The 22,922-nt window shown below is 73.2% G+C and carries 23 protein-coding genes; 11 read left to right on the top strand and 12 right to left on the bottom strand.

Going from position 1 to position 22,922, the window contains the following annotated elements:
- Positions 1-574: glycerol-3-phosphate acyltransferase (locus tag IM725_RS12210; protein WP_193780876.1), on the top strand; the 574-nt coding region annotated here is incomplete at its 5' end.
- Between the two features lie 60 nt (positions 575-634).
- On the opposite strand, the gene IM725_RS12215 is transcribed toward IM725_RS12210, so the two are convergent.
- From IM725_RS12215 to IM725_RS12235, 5 genes are all read right to left on the bottom strand, one after another.
- Entirely contained in the window at positions 635-1,192 is a 558-nt protein-coding gene (locus tag IM725_RS12215) for an NADPH-dependent FMN reductase (protein ID WP_193780877.1), read from the bottom strand.
- Positions 1,193-1,282: 90 nt separating this feature from the next.
- Positions 1,283-2,233, bottom strand: a complete 951-nt coding sequence (locus IM725_RS12220) for an aldose 1-epimerase (protein ID WP_287066633.1) — start codon at positions 2,231-2,233, stop codon at positions 1,283-1,285.
- On the bottom strand, positions 2,230-3,996 hold the full coding sequence (locus IM725_RS12225) for a serine aminopeptidase domain-containing protein (protein WP_193780878.1): 1,767 nt from the start codon (positions 3,994-3,996) through the stop codon (positions 2,230-2,232). Before IM725_RS12225 ends, IM725_RS12220 begins: the two co-directional genes overlap by 4 nt.
- Positions 3,997-4,010: 14 nt before the next feature.
- On the bottom strand, positions 4,011-4,286 hold the full coding sequence (locus tag IM725_RS12230) for an acyl carrier protein (protein ID WP_193780879.1): 276 nt from the start codon (positions 4,284-4,286) through the stop codon (positions 4,011-4,013).
- Positions 4,283-4,702, bottom strand: coding sequence for a holo-ACP synthase (locus IM725_RS12235; RefSeq protein ID WP_193780880.1), 420 nt, complete (start codon positions 4,700-4,702; stop codon positions 4,283-4,285). Before IM725_RS12235 ends, IM725_RS12230 begins: the two co-directional genes overlap by 4 nt.
- 148 nt (positions 4,703-4,850) lie before the next feature.
- Here IM725_RS12235 and IM725_RS12240 point away from each other — a divergent pair, with 148 nt between their 5' ends.
- The 3 genes from IM725_RS12240 to IM725_RS12250 are packed head-to-tail and all read left to right on the top strand — an operon-like array spanning position 4,851 to position 7,965.
- Complete coding sequence (locus tag IM725_RS12240) at positions 4,851-6,047, top strand: acyl-CoA dehydrogenase family protein (protein WP_193780881.1); 1,197 nt, start codon at positions 4,851-4,853, stop codon at positions 6,045-6,047.
- Positions 6,044-6,973: an amino acid--[acyl-carrier-protein] ligase gene (locus tag IM725_RS12245; RefSeq protein ID WP_193780882.1), complete on the top strand. Its 930-nt coding sequence runs from the start codon at positions 6,044-6,046 to the stop codon at positions 6,971-6,973. The genes IM725_RS12240 and IM725_RS12245 overlap by 4 nt, the downstream gene beginning before the upstream one ends.
- On the top strand, positions 6,970-7,965 hold the full coding sequence (locus tag IM725_RS12250) for a DUF1839 family protein (protein ID WP_193780883.1): 996 nt from the start codon (positions 6,970-6,972) through the stop codon (positions 7,963-7,965). Before IM725_RS12245 ends, IM725_RS12250 begins: the two co-directional genes overlap by 4 nt.
- Positions 7,966-8,035: 70 nt before the next feature.
- Here the strand turns inward: IM725_RS12250 and IM725_RS12255 are convergent, their stop codons facing one another.
- Entirely contained in the window at positions 8,036-8,521 is a 486-nt protein-coding gene (locus IM725_RS12255) for a YajQ family cyclic di-GMP-binding protein (RefSeq protein WP_193780884.1), read from the bottom strand.
- Between the two features lie 44 nt (positions 8,522-8,565).
- Here IM725_RS12255 and murB point away from each other — a divergent pair, with 44 nt between their 5' ends.
- From murB to IM725_RS12270, 3 genes are all read left to right on the top strand, one after another.
- The gene (murB, locus tag IM725_RS12260) at positions 8,566-9,606 is read left to right on the top strand and encodes a UDP-N-acetylmuramate dehydrogenase (RefSeq protein ID WP_193780885.1); all 1,041 of its coding nucleotides are present in this window, start codon (positions 8,566-8,568) and stop codon (positions 9,604-9,606) included.
- A gap of 115 nt (positions 9,607-9,721) precedes the next feature.
- Positions 9,722-11,581: an autotransporter assembly complex protein TamA gene (locus IM725_RS12265; RefSeq protein ID WP_193780886.1), complete on the top strand. Its 1,860-nt coding sequence runs from the start codon at positions 9,722-9,724 to the stop codon at positions 11,579-11,581.
- Positions 11,581-15,261, top strand: a complete 3,681-nt coding sequence (locus tag IM725_RS12270; protein WP_193780887.1) for a translocation/assembly module TamB domain-containing protein — start codon at positions 11,581-11,583, stop codon at positions 15,259-15,261. Before IM725_RS12265 ends, IM725_RS12270 begins: the two co-directional genes overlap by 1 nt.
- On the opposite strand, the gene IM725_RS12275 is transcribed toward IM725_RS12270, so the two are convergent.
- Both IM725_RS12275 and IM725_RS12280 read right to left on the bottom strand, forming a co-directional pair.
- Positions 15,240-15,926, bottom strand: a complete 687-nt coding sequence (locus tag IM725_RS12275) for a response regulator (protein WP_193780888.1) — start codon at positions 15,924-15,926, stop codon at positions 15,240-15,242. The two genes, IM725_RS12270 and IM725_RS12275, sit on opposite strands and share 22 nt — an antisense overlap.
- A gap of 27 nt (positions 15,927-15,953) precedes the next feature.
- Positions 15,954-16,349, bottom strand: a complete 396-nt coding sequence (locus IM725_RS12280; RefSeq protein ID WP_193780889.1) for an Hpt domain-containing protein — start codon at positions 16,347-16,349, stop codon at positions 15,954-15,956.
- A gap of 30 nt (positions 16,350-16,379) precedes the next feature.
- Here IM725_RS12280 and IM725_RS12285 point away from each other — a divergent pair, with 30 nt between their 5' ends.
- Together IM725_RS12285 and IM725_RS12290 are read left to right on the top strand one after the other, a co-directional pair.
- On the top strand, positions 16,380-18,128 hold the full coding sequence (locus tag IM725_RS12285; RefSeq protein WP_193780890.1) for a sensor histidine kinase: 1,749 nt from the start codon (positions 16,380-16,382) through the stop codon (positions 18,126-18,128).
- A complete protein-coding gene (locus IM725_RS12290; RefSeq protein WP_193780891.1) occupies positions 18,125-18,511 on the top strand; it encodes a response regulator in 387 nt (128 codons plus the stop codon). Before IM725_RS12285 ends, IM725_RS12290 begins: the two co-directional genes overlap by 4 nt.
- Positions 18,512-18,556: 45 nt before the next feature.
- Here the strand turns inward: IM725_RS12290 and argG are convergent, their stop codons facing one another.
- The gene (gene argG / locus IM725_RS12295; RefSeq protein ID WP_193780892.1) at positions 18,557-19,891 is read right to left on the bottom strand and encodes an argininosuccinate synthase; all 1,335 of its coding nucleotides are present in this window, start codon (positions 19,889-19,891) and stop codon (positions 18,557-18,559) included.
- A 6-nt stretch (positions 19,892-19,897) separates the two neighbouring features.
- Positions 19,898-20,215: a pyrimidine/purine nucleoside phosphorylase gene (ppnP, locus tag IM725_RS12300; protein WP_193780893.1), complete on the bottom strand. Its 318-nt coding sequence runs from the start codon at positions 20,213-20,215 to the stop codon at positions 19,898-19,900.
- Between the two features lie 87 nt (positions 20,216-20,302).
- Between ppnP and IM725_RS12305 the strand changes: the two genes are divergently transcribed.
- Together IM725_RS12305 and IM725_RS12310 are read left to right on the top strand one after the other, a co-directional pair.
- Complete coding sequence (locus IM725_RS12305; protein WP_193780894.1) at positions 20,303-20,905, top strand: RNA polymerase sigma factor; 603 nt, start codon at positions 20,303-20,305, stop codon at positions 20,903-20,905.
- A gap of 4 nt (positions 20,906-20,909) precedes the next feature.
- Positions 20,910-21,644, top strand: a complete 735-nt coding sequence (locus IM725_RS12310; RefSeq protein ID WP_193780895.1) for an anti-sigma factor — start codon at positions 20,910-20,912, stop codon at positions 21,642-21,644.
- Positions 21,645-21,741: 97 nt separating this feature from the next.
- On the opposite strand, the gene IM725_RS12315 is transcribed toward IM725_RS12310, so the two are convergent.
- A complete protein-coding gene (locus IM725_RS12315) occupies positions 21,742-22,425 on the bottom strand; it encodes a glycine zipper 2TM domain-containing protein (protein ID WP_193780896.1) in 684 nt (227 codons plus the stop codon).
- Positions 22,426-22,544: 119 nt separating this feature from the next.
- Positions 22,545-22,904 carry an arsenate reductase gene (locus tag IM725_RS12320; protein WP_193780897.1) on the bottom strand — a complete coding sequence of 120 codons (360 nt, stop codon included), beginning with the start codon at positions 22,902-22,904 and terminating at the stop codon, positions 22,545-22,547.
- Between the last annotated feature and the right edge of the window lie 18 nt (positions 22,905-22,922).

The raw sequence follows: 22,922 nt of genomic DNA on the forward strand, positions 1-22,922 counted from the left end.
CAACGTTCTGCGCTCGGGCAACAAGGCTGCGGCGCTGATCACCCTGCTCTGCGACGCGCTCAAGGGGCTGGCGCCCGTGCTGGCGGTGCGCGCCTGGGGCGGGGCCTGGGGCCTGGGCGAGGGCACGGTCGCGCTGGTGGGCCTGGCCGCCTTCCTGGGCCACCTCTACCCCGTGTTCTTCCGCTTCCAGGGCGGCAAGGGCGTGGCCACGGCGATCGGCGTGGTCTTCGGCATCAGCGGCTGGCTGGGCCTGGCGACGGGCCTGACCTGGCTCATCCTGGCCTTCTTCTTCCGCTACGCCTCGCTGGCCTCGCTGGTGGCCGGCGCCTTCGCGCCCCTGTACTACCTGCTGGGCGACCGCGCGGCCTGGTATGCCGATCCAGGCGTCGCACTGGCCCTGTTCGTGATGGCGCTGTTGATGGCCTGGCGGCACCGCGCCAACATCAACCGCCTGCTCGCCGGCACCGAGTCGCGCATCGGCAGCAAGAAGGCCGCGGCGCCCGCCGCGGCCGAGGCGCCTCACCGGGGCAAGGCCAAGCACGGCGGCCGCCACCCGGGCAACGCGCCGCACTGAAGGCCCGGCGGCTGCGCGGGCCTGGCGGCGCGCCAGCGCAGCGCGCTGCGGGTTTCGGCCTCAGGCCTGCGCGTGCTTGCGCACCCAGGCCAGGTAGCGGTCCACCCAGCCTTGCAGGAACTGCCGGGTGGCGTCCACGCCGATGCGGCCCTGGTCGTCCAGCAGGCCTTCCTTGCTCTGGATGAAGGCCTCGGGCTGGCCCAGGGTGGGCATGTCCAGGTAGGACAGGATGTTGCGCAGGTGCTGCTGCGCGAGGGCGGTGCCTATGGCGCCGCCGGAGATGCCGATCACACCCGCCGGCTTGCCGGCCCAGGCGCTCTGGCCGTAGGGGCGCGAGGCATGGTCGATCGCATTCTTCAGCACGCCGGGGATCGAGCGGTTGTACTCGGGGGTGACGAAGAGCACGCCCTGCGCGGCGGCGATGCCCGCCTTCAGGCGCTTCACGCTTTCCGGCGGGTTGCCTTCGTGGTCCTGGTTGTACAGCGGCAGGTCGTCGATGCGAAGGTGCTCGAAGTGAACGTCCTGCGGCGCGAGGCCGGCCAGCGCGAGCGCGAGCTTGCGGTTGAGGGAGTCGGCGCGAAGGCTGCCGATCAGCACGGCGATGCGGGTGGTGCTCATGGGGATCCTCGGGGGGTGGCGGGAAGCGCCACTCTAACCACGTCGGCCGATCGGTGCAGGGCGCCGCGACGGCCGGCGGCCCGGCCGCCTTCAACCCCAGCCGGGCGCCAGGCTGAAGGACGCCGCCAGCACCTGGCCCGGCTGCAGCACCGCACCGCCCAGCTCGGCCGCGCCCATGCCGCCCGCCTGCGCCATGTTGAGCCAGTCCGTGGTCTGGCTGACCGGCTCGGCGCAGAAGAAGGGCTGGCCCGGCGGGCAGTAGAGCACGAAGAAGTCCAGCGGCGGCTCGGCGCGCAGCCGCAGGTGGCGGGCCGGCCCCTGGGCGTCGGCCGGCCAGTCGATGCGGGCCTCGCGCGACCAGCCCGTGAAGTTGTTGTCCAGGTCCAGGTCGCGCAGCAGCACACCCTGGTCCAGGCGGCGGACCTCGTCGCCGTCCTCCAGGCGGGTGGGCAGCACTTCGCGGTCGGTGCGCCACATCGCCTGCGTGCGGGTGGCCAGCCGCGTACCCGGCGGATGCGGGAAGTACGGGTGGTGCCCGATGCCGGCCGGCATGGCGTCCGGCGCGCGGTTCTCCATCTCGATGCGCACCCGCAGCACCCCGCGCTCCAGCGCGAAATGCTGGCGCGCGGCGAAGGCCCAGGGCCAGGCCGGGCTGGCCGCGACCTCCAGCGAGAGCGAGGCCGAGGCCACGGCCAGCGCGTTCACCTTCCAGGGCCGCAGCCAGCCGATGCCGTGCAGGGGGTGGGGCGAGTGCTCGCCCGGGTGGTTGGGCGGCATCCGGATCTCGTGGCCGCCGAAGTGCGCGCGGCCGTCGCGGATGCGGTTGCAGAAGGGCACCAGCGGGAAGCTCGCCATCGCGAGCGGGTTGCGCGCCGCCAGGCCCTCCGTCGAAGCCGGGCGCAGCCAGTCCACGTGGCCGCCGCCGTCGGGGCGCTCGCCCTCCAGGCCGGCGATGGATCCGCCCGCCGCCGGCGCCAGGCGCAGCCGCAGCGGGCCGGCCTGCAGGGTGAGGATGCCGTCGCCGCCCATGGCCGTGCTCACACGTGCGCCACGCGCGCCTGCAGCACGGTCGCCGCTTCGTCCTCGGCCGGGCAGGCGAGCATTTCCTGGCGCAGGATCTCCACCAGCCGCTGCTGCATGGCCTGCGTCGAGAAGGTGTGGTCGGCCCCGGGCACCAGCTGCAGCTCGAAGCCGGGCTCGCCGCGCAGGTGGGCGGCGTTGCGGCCGAGGTGGAAGTCCAGGTAGTCCAGCCCGTCGTCCTGCTCGGACATCACGATCAGGGTGCGCGTGCCGCGGCGCGAAAGGTGCAGGAACTTCTCGCACAGGCTGTCGCGCGCCGGCCCCCGGCCCAGCAGGCGGGCCAGGCCGCGCGACATGCGCGCCTGCGCCAGCACCACGGCGCGCGCAGCGATGCCGCGCGCATCCACCTGGCCGCGCAGCAGCCTTCGCCACACGCCCGCGCGTGCCAGGGCGCGGCCGTAGTAGCGCATGGACTTGTAGTGCCGCTGCATGGCGCCCTGCCAGGGCGCGCTGCCGGTGTCGTACTCCAGCACGCGGGTGTTGCCCAGCACCTGGCGGCACACCCGCTCGTCGACCAGCGCGGTCTCCAGCGCCAGGTAGGAGCCCGAGCAGATGCCCACGAGCTGGAAGCGCCGCAGGCCCAGCGGCTGCAGCGAGTCCATCGCGGCGCGCACGTCGGCCGTGGCACGCTGCCACATGGCTGCGGTGTGCGGGAACTCGCCCGGGCTGTCGCCGATGCCCGCCACGTCCAGGCGCAGCACGGTCAGGCCGCTGGCGGCCAGGGCCCGCGAGAGCGTCACATAGAGCCGGTGCGGGCCGGTGCGCGGGTTTCCGCCCACGTTCAGCAGCAGCACGGCGGTGTCGACCTGGCCGGGCGCCGCACCGCCCGCGCTGGGCCGGGCGAGGATGCCGAAGAGCCGGCCGTCCGTGCCGAAGCGCCAGGGCTGCTCGATCGCCGCCCCCGCCTGCAGTTGCGAGCTGACGTGCGGGCGCGGCGGTGTCGACGCCGCCGGGCCGGCGCGCTCGGCCAGCCAACCCGCCAGGGACCCCAGCGTGTTGCCCAGGTCGACCGGGTGCGTGGGTTCGGCGACGGCGCGTGCATAGCCCGGCCAGCGCTCCAGCGTCACGTGGCAGCCGCGGCTGCGCAGGGCCGACTCGAACAGGGTCTCGGCGCCGCCCAGGTCATCGCGGGCCACCAGCAGCACGCGGGCCGCGGGCCGGTGCGGCAGCGTGGCGGGCGCCAGGCCCTGCAGGTCGCGCAGCGCGTCCTCGTCGCAGGCCAGGCCCTGGGCTTCCAGCGTGCCGCCCAGTTCGCCCCGCGCCATGGCCAGTGCCCGCAGCTCGCGCGCGAAGCCCTTGCCGGTGCAGGGCGCCCAGGCCGCGACCGCCTCCACGCCGCCGGCGCGCGCCGCCGCGTCCAGCGCCAGCATGGCGCCCATGCGCAGGCCCAGCAGCGCCACGCGGGTGCAGCCGCTGAGCCGGCGTGCCTCGGCCATGGCGGCGTCCACGCTGGCGCGCAGGTCATCCAGGCGCAGCAGCCGGTCGTCGCCGGCCGAATCGCCGCTGCCGTGCCAGTCGAAGCGCAGCACGGGCAGGCCGGCCGCGGCGAGCAGCCCGGCCAGCCGGGTCCAGCTCTGGTAGGCGCAGGAGGCTTCGTAGCCCAGCGCCGGGCACATCACGACGACCGTGTCGCGTGCGTTGTCGGCCGGCGGGTGGTACCAGCCGAAGCAGGGTCCGGCCGCGCTGTCGAAGGCGAGCGGGACGGGGGCAGGTGCCGTGTTCATGGCCCGCGGCCGCCTCAGCCGGCCTGGATCTCGAGCAGGGCCTCGCGGATGGCCGCGATGCTGGCGAACACGCTTCGCTTGAGCATGCGGTCGGGGAACTCGACGCCGAAGGCGCCCTCCAGCGCCAGCATCACGTTGACGCTGGCGTGCGAGGTCATGCCGGCCTGGTAGAGGTCGGCCTGGTCGTCCAGGGTTTCGACTTCGCGGTTGAGGCGGGCGTGCTCGTGCAGCACGCGCCGGATGTCGGCATCGATGCCGGCGGTCGGGGCAAGGGCGGTGGGGCTGGTCATGGTGTTTGTATGGAACGGGAGGTGACGGTCACGAAGGCACCGGCGATGTCGCCCTCGTGGCTCATGGAGAGGCTGATGCCCTGCACGCCCTGCGCGTCGGCCAGCTGCTGCACGCGGCCGTGCAGCACCACCCGGCAGTCGCCGTCCGGCAGGCGCCGCACTTCGATGTCGCGCCAGTCGATGCCGGCTTCCGACAGGGACAGTGCCTTGATCACCGCCTCCTTGGCGGCGAAGCGCGCGGCCAGCCGCTGCGCGAACTGGCCCTGGCCCGACAGGGCGTAGGCCTGCTCATCCGCGGTGAAGAGCCGGTCGGCGAAGCGCTGCCCGAAGCTGCGCAGCGAGCCGGCGATACCGCTGACTTGCGCAAGGTCGAAGCCGACGCGGATGCCGGGGGCAGGGGGGATGCCGGTCTCCATGAACAATTCTTGAAATGTGTAGCGATGAGTTGTACAGAAATCGCCGTGCTTGCGGGGTGCGCTTCACTGGGACCTTCGTGCGATAGCGGCGTTGTCTGACACGGCGGCCGCCCATTGGTCGAGGCACAGAAGCAACAATTGGCGCGACATGAACGAAGACGCCTCTGCTCGACCGCTGCGCGCCGGCCAGGACTTTGCATCGATGGCCAGCGCTGTCCGCAGGATTGCCCAGGAGGTCGCCGCGCCGAACGCGGCCGACGTGGATGGGCAGGCCCGCTTCCCGCACGAGACCGTGGCCGCGCTGCGCGAAGCCGGGGTGCTGTCGGCCCTGGTGCCGCGCGAGCTCGGCGGTGCCGGCCTGGGCATGGCCGAGCTGGGCCAGCTCTGCGCCACGCTGGCCCAGGGCTGTGCCTCGAGTGCGATGGTGCTGGCGATGCACTACAGCCAGCTCGCCTGCGTCGCGCGGCACGCGGGGCAGAGCGGCTTCTTCCGCGGTTGGCTGCGCGAGACGGTGCAGGCGCAGTGGCTGCTGGCCTCCATCACCTCCGAGGTCGGCACCTTCGGCGACACCCGCTCCAGCATCTGCGCGCTGGACCGCAGCGGCGAGCATTTCCGCCTTGCCAAGGACGCCACCACGGGCTCCTACTGCGAGCATGCGGACGCGATGATGGTCACGTGCCGGCGCGACGCCGGCGCCGCAGCCGGCGACCAGCTGCTGGTGATGGTGCGCAAGGACCAGGCCCGGCTGGAGTGCTCCAGCAGCTGGGACACCCTGGGCATGCGCGGCACCTGCAGCCCGGGCTTCCGCCTGGCCGCCGAAGGTCCGCTGGCCCAGGTGCTGCCCGCGCCCTATGCCGACATCTCGGAGCGCAGCATGGTGCCGTACTCCCACATCCTCTGGTCGGCCCTGTGGTGGGGCATCGCCGCCGACGCGGTGGCGCGGGCCGGCCAGTTCGTGCGCGGCCAGGCGCGGCAGAAACCCGGCAGCGTGCCGCCGACGGCGCTGCGGCTGGCCGAGGTGCACGCCCAGCTGCAGGCCATGAAGCAATCCTGGCTGATGGTGGCGCAGGAGTTCGACGCGCTGGGTCCGGAAGGCGAGGGCGCGCTGGCCGAGATCGGCTGGTCGCTGCGGCTGAACAGCCTGAAGGTCAACTGCTCGCAGGCGGCGCCGCGCATCGTGCAGGACGCGCTGCAGATCGTCGGCATCCTGGGCTACAAGAACGACAGCCCGTTCAGCCTGGGCCGCCAGCTGCGTGATTCGCTGTCCGGCGCGCTCATGGTGTCCAACGAACGCATCCACGCGCGCAGCGCCTCCATGCTGCTGGTGCACAAGGAGCTGCCATGAGCGCCACGGCCCTGGACGAGGTGGCCCACGGCCTGCAGGCCTTCCGCGAGGGCCTGGTCGCGCACGGCCTGGTGCTGCCCACGTCGGTGCGCGGCGTGTGGGGCCGCGGTACGGCGATGGAGGACATCATCCAGCGCTTCGATGCGCTGGTCCTGCGCGAGACCGCGGGCGACGGCGCGCAGCCGCTGGCCTTCCCGCCGGTGCTGCCGCGCACGCTCATCGAGCAGCTGGGCTACCTGGACAACTTCCCGCAGCTGGCCGGCTCGGTCCACAGCTTCATGGGCAACGACGCGCAGGGCCGCGAGCTGGCCCGGCTGGCGGACAGCGGGGGCGACTGGGAGGCCCTGCTGGCGCCCACCGACGTGATGCTCACGCCCGCCGCCTGCTACCCGGTCTACCCCAGCTTCAGCGGCCTGCTGCCGCAGGGCGGCCGGCTCATCACGGTGCTGGGCTGGGTGTTCCGGCACGAGCCCTCGGACGAGCCCACGCGCCTGCAATCCTTCCGCATGCGCGAGTTCATCCGCATGGGCTCGCCCGACACCGTGGTGGCCTGGCGCGACGGCTGGCTGCAGCGCGGGCTGGACCTGCTGCGGCGCCTGGGCCTGCCCGCGCGCAGCGACGTGGCCGCCGACCCCTTCTTCGGCCGCAGCGGCCGCATGATGGCCGCGCAGCAGGTGGAGCAGCGGCTCAAGTTCGAGATCCTGGTGCCCGTGATTTCCGAGGCCCAGCCCACGGCGGTGTGCTCCTTCAACTGGCACCAGGACCACTTCAGCGGCAAGTTCGGCATCCGCGGCGCGGGCGGTGCGACCGCGCACACCGCCTGCCTGGGCTTCGGCCTGGAACGCGTGGCGCTGGCGCTCATCCGCACGCACGGCTTCGAGCCGGCCGCCTGGCCCGACGACGTGCGCGCGCTGCTCTGGCCATGAGCCTGCCGCAGGACCTGCTGCCGGGCCTGCAGCCGTCGGACTGGCGCCCGCACGCCCTGCACGGCGAGGCCTGCGACTGGCCCGAGAAGAACTGCTACGCCGACCTCTGGGTGGGGCTGCTGCATGCGCTGGGCCTGGAGCCGCTGGCCATGCTGGGGTTCACGGTCGCCGTGGACTTCGAGGACGACCAGTGGACCTTCTTCAAGCCGCCGCTGGCCGACCTGCGCCAGCTCTACGGCATCGACGTGCAGGAGCTGCAGGTCTGGCGGCCGCTGTTGGACCATGTGCGCACGCACCTGGCCGCCGGCGCGCTGGTGAGCACCGAGGCCGACGCCTTCTGGCTGCCCGACACCGCGGCCACCGACTACCGGCGCAAGCACACCAAGACCACCATCGTCATCAGCGCGCTGGACGAGGCCGGCCGGCGGGCGCGCTACTTCCACAATGCCGTCTTCTTCGAGCTGGCCGGCGAGGACTACGAGCGCCTGTTCCGCCTGGGCCTGCCGCCGGACCCGGCCTTCATGCCCTTCTACGCGGAGCGCATCCGCATCGCCCGGCGGCACGCCGACGGGGCGGCCGTGCTGGCCGCGCAGGCCCTGGCCCTGCTGCGCGGGCACCTGGCCTGGCGTCCGGCGGACAACCCCTTCGAGCGCTTCGCCCGGCGCAGTGGCGAGGAACTGCCCCGCCTGCTGGAGGGCGGCCTGGAGGCCTTCCATGCCTGGGCCTTCGCCGGCGTGCGGCAGGCGGGGGCGGCCTTCGAATGCCTGGCCGCGCACCTGCGCTGGCTGGCGCCGCAGGCCGATCCGGCGCTGGCGCCCGCGGCCGAGGCCTTCGCCGAGGTGTCGCGCGGCGCCAAGGCGCTGCTGATGAAGGGGGCGCGGGCCGCCCACACCGGCCGCGCCTTCGACATGCAGGCCGCCGTGGGGCCCATGGCGCAGGCCTGGCAGGCGGGCATGGAGGTGCTGGCGCTGCGCCTGGGCGGGCGCGGCTAGCGCAGGCAGCCCGGCCTGCGGGCGCGGCCTTGCGGCCCGCAGAGGGCCGCAGCGCGCGGCGCCGCCGGCGTCAGTCGCGGAAGTTGTTGAACGAGAGCGGCAGGTCGGCGATCTCCTTGCGGATGAGCGCCATCGCGGCCTGCAGGTCGTCGCGCTTGGCGCCGGTCACGCGCACGGCGTCGCCCTGGATGGCCGCCTGCACCTTGAGCTTGCTGTCCTTCACCGCGCGGGTGATCTTCTTGGCCGTCTCGGCCTCGATGCCGTTGCGCACCTTGACCACCTGGCGGACCTTGTCGCCGCCCGCCTTCTGCACCTCGCCCTTGTCCAGGAAGCGCACGTCCACGTTGCGCTTGGCCAGCTTGGCGGTGAGGATGTCCATCACCTGCTGCAGCTGGAAATCGGCGTCGCCGTGCAGGGTGATGTCCTTGTCCTTGAGCTCGAGGCCGGCCGAGGTGCCCTTGAAATCGAAGCGGGTGGCGATCTCCTTGGACGCGTTGTCGACGGCATTGCGGACCTCGACCATGTTGGGCTCGCAGACGGTGTCGAAGGACGGCATGGACTCCTCTCTCAGTGCGGTTGGGGGTGCGACAATATTCTCCCATGTTCGTCGAGCAAAACGTACCGCTGCAGGGCCACAACAGCTTCGGCATCGTGGCCAAGGCGCGTGCGCTGGTGCGCATCCGCGGCGAGGCCGACCTGCAGGCCCTGCTGGCCGACCCGGCCTGGCGCGCGGAGCCCAAGTTCGTGCTCGGCGGCGGCAGCAACATCGTGCTCACCGGCGACGTCAAGCCCCTGGTGCTGAAGGTGGAGGTGCCCGGGCGCCGCATCGTGGCGGACGGCCCGCGGGCCACCGTGGTGGAATTCGGCGCCGGCGAGAACTGGCACGAGGTCGTCACCTGGACGCTGGACCAGGGCCTGCCCGGCCTGGAGAACATGGCCCTGATCCCCGGCACGGTGGGCGCCTCGCCGGTGCAGAACGTGGGCGCCTACGGCGTGGAGCTGCAGGACCGCTTCGAGTCGCTGGACGCGATCGACCTGCAGACCGGCCGCGTGTTCACCCTGGACGCCACCCAGTGCGCCTTCGGCTACCGCGATTCGGTGTTCAAGCACGTGCCGGCCAAGGAGGGCGATTTCGGCCTGGCCGGCCGGGCGCTGATCCTGCGGGTTCGGTTGCGCCTGCCCAAGCCCTGGAAGCCGGTGCTGGGCTACCTGGACCTGGAGCGCCGCATGCAGGAGAGCGGCGTGCCGCACCCCACGGCCCGCCAGGTCTACGACTGGATCTGCGCGATCCGCGAGGCCAAGCTGCCCGACCCGCGCGTGCTGGGCAACGCCGGCAGCTTCTTCAAGAACCCGACGGTGACGCCGGAGCAGTGCCAGGACATCATCGCCCGCGACCCGCACATCGTGCACTACCCAATGCCCGACGGCACGGTGAAGCTGGCCGCCGGCTGGCTCATCGACGCCTGCGGCTGGAAGGGCAAGTCGGTCGGCAACGCGGGCGTGTACGAGAAGCAGGCCCTGGTGCTGGTCAACCGCGGCGGCGCCACCGGCGGCGAGGTGGTCACCCTGGCGCGCGCCATCCAGACCAGCGTGTACGAGCGTTTCGGGATCCGGCTCGAGCCCGAGCCGGTGGTGGTCTGAAGCGGGGCTGTCGGCCTGCGCCTACGGGGCGCGGCGCAGGCCCCGGCGATAGTCGTGGCTGGGCCCGGGCTGCGCGCCGCCAGGGCCGAGGCGAACGCCCTTGCCCACGTCCCGCATGAACCCTGTCCGCTCCCTGCCTGCCTGCCTGGCCGCGCTGCTGCTGGCGGCGGCCGCGCCGTGGGCGCAGGCCCAGGCCGCCGACCCCGCGCCGTTGCCGGCGCCGGCCGCTTCCGGCGCCAAGGCGGAGCCGCCTGCGCAGCCCGCCTTTTCCATCGAGGTGCGGGCCCCCGAGCCCTTGCGAACCCTGCTCGACCGCGACCTGGACCTGCGGCGCTACCGCGCGGTGACCGACCTGGACGAGGCCGAGCTGGCCCGGCTCACCACGCTGGCCGAGCGCAACGCGCGCGAGCTCGTGGCCACGCTGGGCTACTTCAACCCCCACATCGCCATCCGGCGCGAAACCCCGGCCGGCGGCAAGCCGGTGATCGTGGTCGAGGTCGAACCCGGGCCCATCACGCACGTCGAGTCGGTGGACATCGGCTTCGAAGGCCCCATCACCCAGGCCGCCGAAGGCGACATCGCCGAGCAGCGCGAGGGGGTGCGCACCGACTGGCGCCTGCCCCCCGGCCATGAGTTCACGCAGGACAGCTGGGCCCAGGCCAAGACGCATGCCCTGCGCCAGCTGGTGGCGCATCGCTACCCGGCAGCCCGCATCAGCTACAGCATCGCCGACGTGGATGCGCAGGCCGGCACGGCCCGGCTGGGCCTGCGCCTGGATTCGGGCCGCCCGTTCCGCCTGGGGACCATGCAGGTCAGCGGCATGCAGCGCTACGACCCGGTCCTGGTGCCGCGCCTGGCTCGCCTGCCGCCGGGCAGCACCTACGACCAGGAGGCGCTGGTCCAGGCCCAGCTGCGCCTGACCGGCAGCGGCTACTTCGACTCCGCCTTCCTCTTCGTCGACCCGGAGTCCGATGCCGACGCCGCCCCGGTGCAGGCCACGGTGCGCGAGGCGCCGCTGCACAAGGTGGTGTTCGGCCTGGGCCTGTCCACCGACAGCGGCGTGCGCGGCTCGGTGGAGTACCGCAACAACCGCCTGCCGGTGATCGGCTGGCAGCTCAGCACCAAGCTGCAGCTGGAGCGCAAGCAGCCCTATGCCCAGGTCGAGGCCAACGCCATCCCGGACGACGACGGCTGGCGCTGGGGCGTCTCGCTGCGCGCCGAGCGCACCGACGACGGCACCCTGGTCACGCAGGACCAGCGCCTGCGCGTGGGGCGCAGCTGGCTGGGCGACCACATCGAGCGCAACGTCTACCTGCAGTACGACCGTGCCAGCGTGCAGCCCGCGCCCGGCGTCTCGCTGGCCGCCATCCCCGACAACGGGGACGGCACCGCGCTCAGCGCCAACTACATCTGGACCGGCCGCTACTTCGACAGCCTACCCTATCCCTCGCGCGGCCACAGCCTGGCCGCGGAGCTGGGCGGCGGCGTCACCCTCACCGGCAGCCGCAGCCCCTTCCAGCGCACCGTGCTGCGCTGGGTCGGCATCCGGCCGCTCGCGGCCGGCCGCCTGCAGTTCCGCGCCGAAGGCGGCGCGGTGCTGGCCGCCGGCAGCGCCCGGGTGCCCTCCACCCAGCTGTTCCGCACCGGCGGCGATTCCACGGTGCGCGGCTACGGCTTTCGCGAGATCGGCGTGGACCGGGGCAACGGCGTCATCGCGCCCGGCCGCTACGAGGCGGTGGGCAGCGTGGAGTGGCAGCAGCCCATCAAGCGCAACGGACTGGTCACCAACTGGGAGTCGGCCGTCTTCCTGGACGCCGGCTCGGTGAGCGACCGCATCGCGGCGCTGCGGCCGCGCTACGGCGCTGGCGCCGGCGTGCGCTGGAAGAGCCCGCTGGGGCCGGTGCAGGCCGACCTGGCCTGGGGCTTCACGCCGCGCAAGCTGCGGCTGCACCTCACCTTCGGGACCACCTTCTGATGGCCCGCGCCGCCCGCCTCCTGCGCATCGCCGGGCTGGCGCTCGCGGCCCTGGTGCTGCTGCTCGCGGCGCTGGTGCTGGGCCTGTGGCTGTGGGCCGGGACGCAGTCTTCGCTGGACTGGACCCTGCGCCAGGCCGCCCGGTCGCAGGGCGTCTCGGCCGAGGGCGTGACCGGCTCGCTGCGCACGGGCCTGCGGGCCCGGCGTCTGCACTGGGCGCAGGGCGGGCTCGCCGTCGACGCCGAGGACGTGGACCTGGCCTGGCAGCCGTTCGCGCTGCTGCACCGCCAACTGCACCTGTCGCACCTGCGCGCCGCCTCGCTGCACATCGTCGACAGCCGGCCCCCGCAGCCCGCGGCGGCGCCGGTGGCGCTCACGCTGCCGCTGCAGGTGCAGGTGGACGAGCTGCGCGTGGGCCAGCTCGAATGGGACAAGGGCACCCAGGCGGTCGCGCTGACCCAGGTGCAGGCGCGCTACCGCTACGCGGCGGACACCCACGACCTCAGCCTGGCCCACCTGGGCTGGGGCGGCGGTGACTACCAGGGCACGGCGCGCCTGGGGGCCCGGGCGCCGCTGCGGCTGGCGGCGCAGCTGCAGGGCGGGCTGCCCGCGACCGTGCCCGGCCGCGAGGCGGCCCTGCCGCTGCGCTTCACGGCCAGCGTGCAGGGCCCGCTGGCCGACCTGCAGGCCAGCGCCCGCATCGAGGGCAACGCGGCGGCCGGCGGCGCAACCGCGACCGCGCACATCACGCCCTGGGCGGCCCAGCCCCTGCCCCAGGCCCAGGCCCGCCTGCAGGACCTGGACCTCTCCAAGCTCTGGCGCGACGCGCCGGCCACGCTGCTGACCGGCAGCGCGGCCATCGCGCCGGCCGGCACCGCGACCTGGACGGCCAGCGCCGACATCGCCAACGCCAGCCCGGGCCCCTGGGACGGCGGCCAGCTGCCGGTTCAGGCGCTGCGCGCCTCGGCCACCTGGGACGGCAGCGTGGCGCAGGTGCGCGAAGCGGTGGCCCGCCTGGGCGGCGGCGAGCTGCGCGCCCAGGGCCAGTGGCGGCGCGAGGGCCGCTGGTCCCTGCGGGCGAACATCGCGGGCGTGGACACCGCCGCCCTGCACGGCCGGCTGGCGCGTGAGCGCGTGGGCGGCCGCGTGGCCCTGGACGGGGAGGGCGGCGCCCTGGGCTTCGACGCCGACCTGAAGGCCGCGGGGCCGGTGCCGGCGGGCCCGGCGCTGGCGCTGCAATCGCTGCAGGCGCGCGGCCGCTGGGCCGGCGGCCGGCTGCGGCTCGACACGCTGGAGGCCCGAGCCCAGGACGCGACCCTGAGCGCCAGCGGCGAGGCCGAGCCCGCGGCGCGCGCCGGCGACGGCCGCCTGCTCCTGAAGATGCCCGGCGCGCAGCTGCAGGCCCGCGGCCGCGTGGCGCCCGGCGCCGGTGCCGGCGAGCTGCGCCTGCAGGCGGGCGACCTGGCCGCCGCCCTGGCCTGGCTGGACCGCCTTCCCGGCCTGGGCGGCCGCATCCCGCAGGCGCTGGCGGCCGGCCGGCTGGAGGCCCAGGGCGGCTGGCGCGGGGGCTGGCGCGATCCCGACGTGGATGCGCGCATCGACGCCGCGCAACTGGCGCTGCGGCCCAGCGGCGCCGGCCCGGCCTGGTCCCTGCCGCAGGCGCGGGCCACGCTCAGCGGCCGCCTGCGCGAGGCCGCCTGGACCTTGTCCGCCGACGCGGTGCAGGGTGCCCGCAAGGCCAGCCTGCAGGCCCAGGGCAGCCTCTCGCACGGCGGCGAGGGCAGCGCCTGGCAGGGGCGCCTGGGCACGTTTTCTCTGGCCGCGCTGGACCCGCGCCTGGGCGCGGGCGAGTGGTCGCTGGTGCTGCAGCAGCCGGTCAGCTGGCATTTCGCGCCCGGCATGCTGGACCTGGGCGCCGGCCGTGCGCAGCTGCGGCCGCCACCGCAGGCCCGCCCGGCGGGCGCGGCGACGCTGGCCTGGGAGCCCGTGCACTGGGGCGGCGGCGAATTGCGCAGCGCGGGCCGGCTCCAGGGCCTGCCCCTGGCCTGGGCCGAGCTGCTCGGCGGCCCGCAGCTGGCCGGCAGCAGCCTGGTCGGCGACCTGGTGTTCGATGGCGCCTGGGACGTGCAGCTGGGCGCGCAGCCGCGCATCTCGGCCAGCCTCTCGCGCAGCCGCGGCGACGTGAGCCTGCTGGCCGAGACCGCGGAGGGGGCCAGCGCCCGCATCGCCGCGGGCGTGCGCGAGGCCGGCCTCACGCTGCGCAGCGAGGGCGAGCGCGTGAGCGCCAGCCTGCGCTGGGACAGCGAGCGCGGGGGCAGCGCCGACGGCGAGGCCAGCACCCGCCTGGAGCGCGGGGGCAGCGCCGGCTGGGCCTGGCCTGCGCAGGCGCCGGTGGCGGGCCGCCTGCACGCGCGCCTGCCGCGCATCGGCGTGTGGTCGCTGCTCGCGCCGCCGGGCTGGCGCCTGCGCGGCTCGCTGGCCGCCGACGTGCAGCTGGCGGGCACCCGCGGCGAGCCGCAGTGGTCCGGCAACATCGCCGCCGACGACCTGGCGCTGCGCTCTGTCGCCGACGGGGTGGAACTGCAAAACGGCCGCCTGCGGGCGCGCCTGGCGGGACAGCGCCTGGTGCTGGACGAATTCCTGCTGCACGGACCGGGCGAGCGCGGCGGCAGCCTGCGTGCCACGGGCGAGGGCCACCTGGGGCCCAACGGGCCCGAGGCGCACATGGACGCCACGCTGGACCGCCTGCGTGCCAGCCTGCGCGTGGACCGGCAACTGACGGTGTCGGGCCAGGTGGCGGCCAGCCGCAGCGAGCAGGGCACCCGCCTGTCGGGGCGCCTGCGCATCGACGAGGCCATCATCCTGCTGCCGGACGTGAGCACGCCCAAGCTGGGCGATGACGTCACCGTGCGCAACGCGGGCGGGCCCATCACGGCCAAGGACGCGCGCCAGGACGCCATCGCGGCGCGCACGCCGGCGCAGCAGCTGCAGGTGGACCTGGCGGTGGACCTGGGCCCCGATTTCAGGCTGCGCGGCCACGGCATCGACACCCGCCTGGCCGGCGAGCTGGCGCTGGCGGGCAATTCGCTGACGGCGCCGCGCATCAACGGCACCATCCGGGCCGTGGGCGGCGAGTACGAGGCCTACGGCCAGCGGCTGGACATCGAGCGCGGCGTGCTGCGCTTCACCGGCGCGGCCGACAACCCGGCGCTGGACATCCTGGCGATCCGGCCCAACCTGAGCCAGCGCGTGGGCGTGATGGTGACTGGCACCGCCTTCTTCCCCTACGTGCGGCTCTATGCCGAGCCCGACCTGCCGGATGCCGAGAAGCTGTCATGGCTGGTCACGGGGCGGCCCGCGCCGGCGACGGGCGCGGAGTCGGCGCTGGTCCAGCAGGCCGCGCTGGCCTTCCTGGCCGGCCGCTCGGGCAGCGGCAAGGGCGGCATCGCCGCCTCGCTGGGGCTGGACGAGCTCTCGTTCCGGCGCGATGCCTCGGAAGGGCCGTCCATCACCCTGGGCAAGCGCTTCGGCCGCAATTTCTACGCGGCCTACGAGCGCAGCCTGGGCGGTGCCATGGGCACGCTCTCGATCTTCTACGACGTCACGCGCAACCTCACGGTGCGCGGCCAGGCCGGCGAGCGCTCGGCCGTGGACCTGATCTACACGCTGGCGTTCGACTGAGCCTTCTCGGGCTTGCGCGCGTCGGGCAGGCGGCGCTGGTTGCGCAGCTGGATCTGGGCGTGGCCCTCCAGGAAGCCGAGCAGGCGGTGCGGGTTGAGCGGCTTGCGGTGCAGCACGGTGCCCGGCGGCAGGCCGCCGCGCGCCGCGATGTCCTTGGCCGACAGGCCGGTGATCGCCAGCACGAAGATGCCGCGGTACTCCGGCTTCTCGTGGATCAGCCAGGCCAGGCGGAAGCCGTCGAAGGGCTTCATGTTCAGGTCGGTGATGACCACGTGGGGACGGCGGCGGTCCAGCTGCAGCACGGCCTCGATGCCGTCGCGCGCGACCGTGATCTCGCAATCCTCCATGTTCTTGCGCAGCAGCCCGTCCAGGAACTCGATGGTGACCTCGTCGTCGTCCACCACCAGCACCTCCAGCTTGCCGGTCTGGCTGGCCAGCTGCGGCGGGGGCAGCGCGCGGCCCGGGCGCAGCTCGCCCGGGTCGGTGCCGCGCTGCGCCATCTCGTCGCGCAGGCTGAGCAGCGAGGTGCGCAGGATGCGGCGGTGGCCGCCCAGCGTCTTGATCGCCTCCAGGCGGCCGGCGTCCACCAGCTTCTGCAGTGAAGTGCGCGAGAGGCCGAGCAGTTCGGCCGCTTCGCCAATGCCTACGTAGTGCGGATCGTCCACAGTCACAGTTCCCCCTGGCTTTTGATTTTAACGATTTTCAGCGGCGCGCCGCGCCAGGTCTTCCAGCAGGGGCTGCAACAGGGCCGCCAGGGCGTCCAATTCCTGCTCCAGCCGGGCGGCCGCGGCGTGGCGCTGGGCCGGTGCCATCTGCAGGGCCTGCGATTCGGCCGCCGCGAGCAGGGGCTGCACGCGCGTCGCCGCGACGCACTGGCAGCTTCCCTTGAGCCGGTGGACGGCTTCGCGGAAGGCCTGCGGGCCGCGCCACACGCCCGCCAGCATCTCCTTGCGCATGGCCGGCAGGTGGTGCAGGAAGGAGGACAGCATCGCCCGCTGCAGGTCCTCGTCGTCCAGGGTCAGCTCGGCGAACCCCGGTGCGCTGAACACCGGATCGCCCTGCTTCTCACCAGATTCGTTTCTTTGCATTGAAGCAACTATATCGGGATAATGCACACCATGTTTGTCATTCCGCGGCTGCCGGCCTTCTTTCTGCCCGGGCCGGCCGGACGCGCGGCGCCGGCGTACAACACGCCGCGCGTGCAGGCCTGGCTGCGCTGCGCGCTGCTGGTCGCCCTGGTGTGGGTGGCCTTCGCCTGGGCCTTCCTGCACGAGTTCGACCTGATGCGGGCCTCGCGGCAGCGGCTGACGGTCTCCACCTCCAAGGGCTTCGCCGAATTCGTGCGCCTGCACATGCTGGCCGTGGACGGCGAGATGCTGCGCCTGCGGGACCACTTCCTGGCCACCGGCCGGGTGCCGCCCCAGGCCGAGGTGCAGGCGCAGATGGGCGCGCTGGCGCCGCTGGTGGTGCAGGTCGCCGTGGCCGGGGCCGACGGCCGCATGCTGGCCAGCAGCCTGCCGCTGGACCCGCGCGTGAGCATCGCGGACCGGCCCCATTTCCGGGTCTTCGCAGAGGACGACGCCGAGCGCCTGTACCTGAGCACGCCGGTGGTGGGCCGCGTCTCGAGGAAGATGTCGCTGCAGATGGTGCGGCCCCTGCACGACGCGCAGGGCCGCTTCGCGGGGGTCATCGTCGCCAGCGTGGACCCGCTGTGGCTGCAGCACTATTTCGGCAGCGTGGACGCCTTCTCCGAGGACGGCCGCGTGCTGGTGGTCGGTCGGGCCGACGGCGTGGTGCGGGCCCGCTTCGCGGAAGACGGCCTGAGCTGGGGGCAGGACATGTCCGCCAGCAGCTGCTGGCCGGCCATGCGGCGCGACGCCATGGGCTCCTGCGCCGCGCACAGCGTGATCGACCATGCCCGGCGCCTGGTCGGCTTCCACGAGGTGCGGGGCTATCCGCTGCTGGTGTCCGCCAGCCTGCCCGACCTGCAGCCGCTGGAGGTGTTCGACGCGCGCCTCGCCGTCGCGGCGCTGGCGGCGGCGGCGCTGTCGCTGGCCCTGGCCTGGGTCACCTGGCTGACGGTGCGCCGGGCCGAGGAGCAGGACCGCGTGATCGAGCGCCTGCGCGCGAGCGAGGCGCGCGAGATGCAGGCCAACCGCATGAAGTCCAGCTTCATCGCCTCGGTCTCGCACGAATTGCGCACCCCGCTCAACTCCATCCTGGGCTTCTCCGAGCTGATCCGCGAGCAGTCCGCCGAGCCGGACACGCGACACTTCTCGGAGCTGATCCACGGCAGCGGCAAGCACCTGCACGCGCTGGTGAACACGCTGCTGGACCTGGCCAAGATCGAGGCCGGCCGCATGGAGGTGGAACTGGAGCCCGTGGAACTCAACCGCCTGGTCGCGACCCTGGCCGAGGTGCACCGCGTGAGCGCGCAGCGCAAGGGCCTGGTGCTGACGCTGGGCCTGGCGACGCCGGGCCCGGTGATGGCGGAGACCGACCGCACCAAGCTGGTCCAGGTGCTGAACAACGTGCTGCACAACGCGGTGAAGTTCACCCCGGCGGGCTCGGTCTCCGTCTCGGCCGGCCTGGGCAGCGACGGCCACTACACGATCCGCGTGGCCGATACCGGCGTGGGCATCCCGGCCGACCGGCTGGCACATGTCTTCGAGCGCTTCGGCCCGGCCGGCGGCGAGCCGGGTGCGGAGCAGGGCACGGGCCTGGGGCTCGCGCTCTCGCGCGAACTGATGTTCCTGCTGGGCGGCACGGTCTCGCTCAGCTCGCGCGAAGGCACGGGCACGCAGGTGGAGATCCGCGTGCCGGGCGCGCGCATCGCGCAGGACGCGCCCCAGGAGGCGACCGCATGAGCGCGGCGGCACGCCAGGGACTGGTGTTCGTGGTCGACGACGTGGAGGCCAACCGGGTGCTGGCCCAGGCCTACCTGCGGCGCATCGGCTGGCAGGTGCGCTGCTTCCCGGACGCGCATTCGCTGCTGGCCGCGCTGGACGATGAAGTGCCGCAGGCCATGCTGATCGACGTGCGCATGCCCGAACTCGCCGGCGACGAGCTGGCCGCGCTGCTGCGCCGCCGCCCGGCCACCGCCCGCCTGCGCCTGGTGGGCTACACCGCGCACGCCCTGAAGGACGAACTGGCCGGTTTCCTCGCCGCCGGCTTCGACGAGGTCCTGATCAAGCCGGTGCTGATGGCCGACATGCAGCGGGCGCTGCCGCTGCAGCCCGCGACCTCCTGAGGGCGGGCGCGGGTGGGGGCGAGCCCCCATCCGCCCGCCGCGCGCTCAGCCCTTCTTCTGCTCCAGCTGCGGCAGGGGCGAGCCCTCGCCCAGCGTGAGCAGGCCGCTCGCGGCATAGATGCCCAGCTTGTCGCGGGTGTCCACGATGTCCAGGTTGCGCATGGTGAGCTGGCCGATGCGGTCGCGCGGCGAGAACGTGGATTCGCCCTTTTCCATCGTCAGCCGCTCGGGGTGGTAGGTCAGGTTGGGCGACCGGGTGTCCAGCAGCGAGTAGTCGTTGCCACGGCGCAGCTCGATCGTCACCTCACCCGTCACCGCGCGCGCGACCCAGCGCTGCGCGGTCTCGCGCAGCATGATGGCCTGCGGGTCGAACCAGCGGCCCTGGTACAGCAGGCGCCCCAGGCGGCGGCCGTTGTCGCGGTACTGCTCGATGGTGTCCTCGTTGTGGATGCCGGTGACCAGGCGCTCGTAGGCGATGAACAGCAGGGCCAGGCCGGGCGCCTCGTAGATGCCGCGGCTCTTGGCCTCGATGATGCGGTTCTCGATCTGGTCGCTCATGCCCAGGCCGTGGCGGCCGCCGATCTCGTTGGCCTTGAGGATCAGCTCCACCGGCGAGGCGAAGGTCTCGCCGTTCAGGGCCACCGGCTGGCCTTCCTCGAAGCGCACCGTCACGGTCTCGGGCTTGACGGCGACCTCTTCCTTCCAGAACGCCACGCCCATGATGGGGTTCACGATCTTGATGCCGGAGTTCAGGTGCTCCAGGTCCTTGGCCTCGTGCGTGGCGCCCAGCATGTTGGAGTCGGTGGAGTAGGCCTTCTCGGCCGACATCTTGTAGGCGAAGCCGGCCTGCTGCATGAAGGCCGACATCTCCGCCCGGCCGCCCAGCTCGTCGATGAAGGCCTGGTCCAGCCAGGGTTTGTAGATGCGCAGCGAGGGGTTGGTGAGCAGCCCGTAGCGGTAGAAGCGCTCGATGTCGTTGCCCTTAAAGGTGGAGCCGTCGCCCCAGATGTGCACGTCGTCCTCGCGCATGGCCGACACCAGCATGGTGCCGGTCACGGCGCGGCCCAGGGGCGTGGTGTTGAAGTAGGTCACGCCCGCGGTGGAGACGTGGAAGGCGCCGGCCTGCAGGGCGGCGATGCCTTCGTGCGCGAGCTGCAGCCGGCAGTCGATCAGGCGCGCCTTCTCGGCGCCGTACTGCATGGCCTTGCGCGGGATCTCCTCGTAGTCCGGCTCGTCGGGCTGGCCCAGGTTGGCCGTGTAGGCGTAGGGGATGGCGCCCTTCTTGCGCATCCAGTGCAGCGCCGCGCTGGTGTCCAGGCCGCCTGAGAAGGCGATGCCGACCTTCTGGCCGGTGGGCAGGTGTTCGAGGATGGTGCTCATCGCGGGTCAGCCGAAGTGGCAGATGTAGTGGTAAGCGTCGGCGACGCGGATGTCGAAGCGGGAATTGCCCGGCACGCTGAACTGCTGGCCCGGGCCGCTGGCGACCCAGGCGTCGGTGCCCGCCAGGCGGTATTCGCAGCCGCCGGCCACGCATTCCATGATCTCGGGCGCGCCGGTGTTGAAGGTCAGCTCGGCGGCGAGGATCACGCCCACCGACTTCTTCGTGCCATCGGCGAACTCCACGGAGTGGCTCACGCACTTGCCGCCGAAATACACGTTGGCCTGCGTGCTGATGCGCACGCCATCAAGGGTCTGGGTCGTCATGGGGTAGGGAAGGGGATGCGGGAGGACGAAAACCCGCATTTTATCGGGGTGCATCCAACAGCCCGGCCGCTGCGTAGAGAATAGGAGATGGCCACTGAAACCCCGGACACCCGACTCGCCCACCTGCTGGAGCGTATCGCCCTGCGCGGCGACACCCGCGCGCACCTCGACGCCGAGGCCGCGTTGCGGGAGCTGTACGAGCTCACCTCGTCGCGCCTGTTCGGCCTGGCGCTGCGGGTGGTGCGCAACCGCGAATGGGCCGAGGACGTGGTGCAGGAGGCCTACATGAACGTCTGGCGCATCGCCGGCGACTACCGGATGGCCCTGTCGCCGCCGCTGGCCTGGCTGGGCGTGATCGTGCGCAGCCGGGCCCTGGACTTCCTGCGTCGGCGCGCCAGCGAGCGCGCCGACCTCACGGTCCCGCTGGAGGAGGACGGCGAAGCCGACACCCTGGCCTCCGAGGGCGCCTCGCCCATGGACACGGCCGAGGCCAGCGAGCAGGCCTGGGCGCTGCACGAGTGCCTGCGCAAGCTGGAGGCCCGCCAGCGCGAGGTGCTCAGCCTGGCCTACCTGCGCGACCTCAGCCATGGCGAACTCTCGCGCCAGCTCAGCCTTCCGCTGGGCACCGTGAAGTCCTGGATACGCCGGGGCCTGGACCAACTTCGTGGCTGTATGGCCCGCTTCGCCTGACCCCATGGACATCGCACGCCACCCCGAACTCACCGACCGCCTGGCCGCCGCATACGCGCTGGGCACGCTGCGCGGCGGCGCCCGTCGCCGCTTCGAGCAACAGGCCCGCCAGAGCCCGGCACTGCGGGCCGCGGCCCTGCTGTGGCAGGAAAGGCTTTCCTCCATGACAGAACTGCAACAAGCCCAGGCACCCGGACCCCAGGTCTGGACACGGATCCAGAACCTGGTGGAGGCCGAGCGCCCCGGCACCCGCCAGCAGCAGGAGCGGGGCTGGCGCTCCCGGCTGCGGCTGTGGCAGGGCTTCGGCCTGGCGGGCGCGCTGGCGACGGTGGCCGCCGTCGGCGTGGGCCTGCAGGTGCAGAACGAGCGCACCCGGCTGGTGGCCGAGCTGGCCGCCCGGCCCGAGGTGCGCTACGTGGCGGTGCTGTCCGACGACAAGGCCACCGCCTCCATGCTGGTGACCGTGGATCCGCGCCACAACCAGATGACGATCAAGCGGGTCGGCAACTTCCAGGAATCGCCCGACCGCTCGCTGCAGCTGTGGGCGCTGCCGCCTTCGGGCGGGCCGCAGTCGCTGGGCGTGCTGGGTGACGACCGCGTGGTGCGCCTGCCCGCCGGCGAGAACCAGGTGCGGGTGCCGGCCCTGGCCGTGAGCCTGGAGCGCAAGGGCGGGGTGCCCCCGGGGGAGGGCCCCAGCGGGCCGGTGCTGTTCAAGGGCGCCCTGCTGCCGACCTCCTGAGGCCGGCCGGCGCCAGGCCGCCCGCCCACGAAGAAGGCCCGCTGCTGCGGGCCTTTTTCATGGCGCAAGCGCGCGGCTCATGGCGCAAGCGCGCGGCTCAATGCCAGTGGCGGTGGCCGCCGTACCAGCCGAAGCCCAGCGACAGGCTCACCGGCGGGTACCAGGGGCGGTAGTAGTAGGGCGCATAGGCCGGGTAGGCGTAGACGGGCTGCGCGTAGGTGGGGCTGTTGTCGGCCAGGATCACCGCCACGGGCTGGGTGGTGGCCGGGGCCGCGGCCGTGGCCGTGACGTTGTCCGCGGGCGCGGCTGACACCGGGCTGACCTGCAGCTTGATGGTCGGGCCCGGATCGTAGGGCAGCTGCACGTTGTACTGCTTGCCGTTGAACTCGTACTGCACGTTGTAGCCGACGGTGCGGTTCTCGTAGATGGTCTGCGTGCTGCAGTTCTGCACGGTGCGGGGCGCCTGCTGGCCGGCCTCGACGTGGTCGCCCACGGCCGCACCGGCGACGGCCCCCACGCCGGTCGCCAGCAGCCGGCCGGAGCCGCCGCCCACGGTGTTGCCCAGCAGGCCGCCGACGATGGCGCCAACCACGGCGCCGCCGCCCGAGGTGCCGCCGGCGCTGGTGGACACCTGCTCCTGGGTGCAGACCTGGCGCGGTACCGCCACCTGCTGGATCACGGGCGTGCTCGAGATCACGCGGCCGGTTTCCTGGGCCTGGGCGGCGCCTGCGCCCAGCGCGCCGGCGGATACCACGGCCACGGCAAGAATCGCTTTGTTCATCGCGGGCTCCTTCTTCACTTGCATCTATTTTAGGCAGCGCCACCCGCAGGCACACGTCTGCCGTGTAAAGCGCCTGGCGCGGGCGGGGTGGCTGTGCGCCGCGCCCGCAGGGCTCGCGCTCACAGGCCGCGCACCAGCACGTCCCAGGCCTGGTCGTCGAAGCCCACCGTGGTCGCGGCCGCCGGCCATTCCACGACCGGACGCTTGATCACGCTGGGCTCGGCCAGCATCAGGGCGCGGGCGCCGGCGGGCGTCTCCGCCGCGGCCTGGGCCGCCGGGTCCAGCCGGCGCCAGGTCGTTCCTTTCCTGTTGACCAGCTTCGCGGCGCCGAGTTCCGACAGCCAATGGTCCAGCCGCTGGGCGGGGACGCCCTGCTTCTTGAAATCGTGGAATTCGTAGGCGATGCCGCGGCCGTCCAGCCAGGCGCGGGCCTTCTTGACGGTGTCGCAGTTCGGGATGCCGTAGAGCACAGGGTTCATGGGGGCACGATGCTACTG

It is taken from the genome of Ramlibacter aquaticus, assembly GCF_015159745.1.
In the GTDB taxonomy this organism is placed as follows: domain Bacteria; phylum Pseudomonadota; class Gammaproteobacteria; order Burkholderiales; family Burkholderiaceae_C; genus Ramlibacter; species Ramlibacter aquaticus.

Bases quoted from the DNA above. Each gene is read 5' to 3' on its own strand.
- IM725_RS12215 (WP_193780877.1), bottom strand. From the start codon at position 1,192: ATGAGCACCACCCGCATCGCCGTGCTGATCGGCAGCCTTCGCGCCGAC.
- IM725_RS12225 (WP_193780878.1), bottom strand. From the start codon at position 3,996: ATGAACACGGCACCTGCCCCCGTCCCGCTCGCCTTCGACAGCGCGGCC.
- IM725_RS12230 (WP_193780879.1), bottom strand. From the start codon at position 4,286: ATGACCAGCCCCACCGCCCTTGCCCCGACCGCCGGCATCGATGCCGAC.
- IM725_RS12235 (WP_193780880.1), bottom strand. From the start codon at position 4,702: ATGGAGACCGGCATCCCCCCTGCCCCCGGCATCCGCGTCGGCTTCGAC.
- IM725_RS12240 (WP_193780881.1), top strand. From the start codon at position 4,851: ATGAACGAAGACGCCTCTGCTCGACCGCTGCGCGCCGGCCAGGACTTT.
- IM725_RS12245 (WP_193780882.1), top strand. From the start codon at position 6,044: ATGAGCGCCACGGCCCTGGACGAGGTGGCCCACGGCCTGCAGGCCTTC.
- IM725_RS12250 (WP_193780883.1), top strand. From the start codon at position 6,970: ATGAGCCTGCCGCAGGACCTGCTGCCGGGCCTGCAGCCGTCGGACTGG.
- IM725_RS12255 (WP_193780884.1), bottom strand. From the start codon at position 8,521: ATGCCGTCCTTCGACACCGTCTGCGAGCCCAACATGGTCGAGGTCCGC.
- murB (WP_193780885.1), top strand. From the start codon at position 8,566: ATGTTCGTCGAGCAAAACGTACCGCTGCAGGGCCACAACAGCTTCGGC.
- IM725_RS12265 (WP_193780886.1), top strand. From the start codon at position 9,722: ATGAACCCTGTCCGCTCCCTGCCTGCCTGCCTGGCCGCGCTGCTGCTG.
- IM725_RS12270 (WP_193780887.1), top strand. From the start codon at position 11,581: ATGGCCCGCGCCGCCCGCCTCCTGCGCATCGCCGGGCTGGCGCTCGCG.
- IM725_RS12280 (WP_193780889.1), bottom strand. From the start codon at position 16,349: ATGCAAAGAAACGAATCTGGTGAGAAGCAGGGCGATCCGGTGTTCAGC.
- IM725_RS12285 (WP_193780890.1), top strand. From the start codon at position 16,380: ATGTTTGTCATTCCGCGGCTGCCGGCCTTCTTTCTGCCCGGGCCGGCC.
- IM725_RS12290 (WP_193780891.1), top strand. From the start codon at position 18,125: ATGAGCGCGGCGGCACGCCAGGGACTGGTGTTCGTGGTCGACGACGTG.
- argG (WP_193780892.1), bottom strand. From the start codon at position 19,891: ATGAGCACCATCCTCGAACACCTGCCCACCGGCCAGAAGGTCGGCATC.
- ppnP (WP_193780893.1), bottom strand. From the start codon at position 20,215: ATGACGACCCAGACCCTTGATGGCGTGCGCATCAGCACGCAGGCCAAC.
- IM725_RS12305 (WP_193780894.1), top strand. From the start codon at position 20,303: ATGGCCACTGAAACCCCGGACACCCGACTCGCCCACCTGCTGGAGCGT.
- IM725_RS12310 (WP_193780895.1), top strand. From the start codon at position 20,910: ATGGACATCGCACGCCACCCCGAACTCACCGACCGCCTGGCCGCCGCA.
- IM725_RS12315 (WP_193780896.1), bottom strand. From the start codon at position 22,425: ATGAACAAAGCGATTCTTGCCGTGGCCGTGGTATCCGCCGGCGCGCTG.
- IM725_RS12320 (WP_193780897.1), bottom strand. From the start codon at position 22,904: ATGAACCCTGTGCTCTACGGCATCCCGAACTGCGACACCGTCAAGAAG.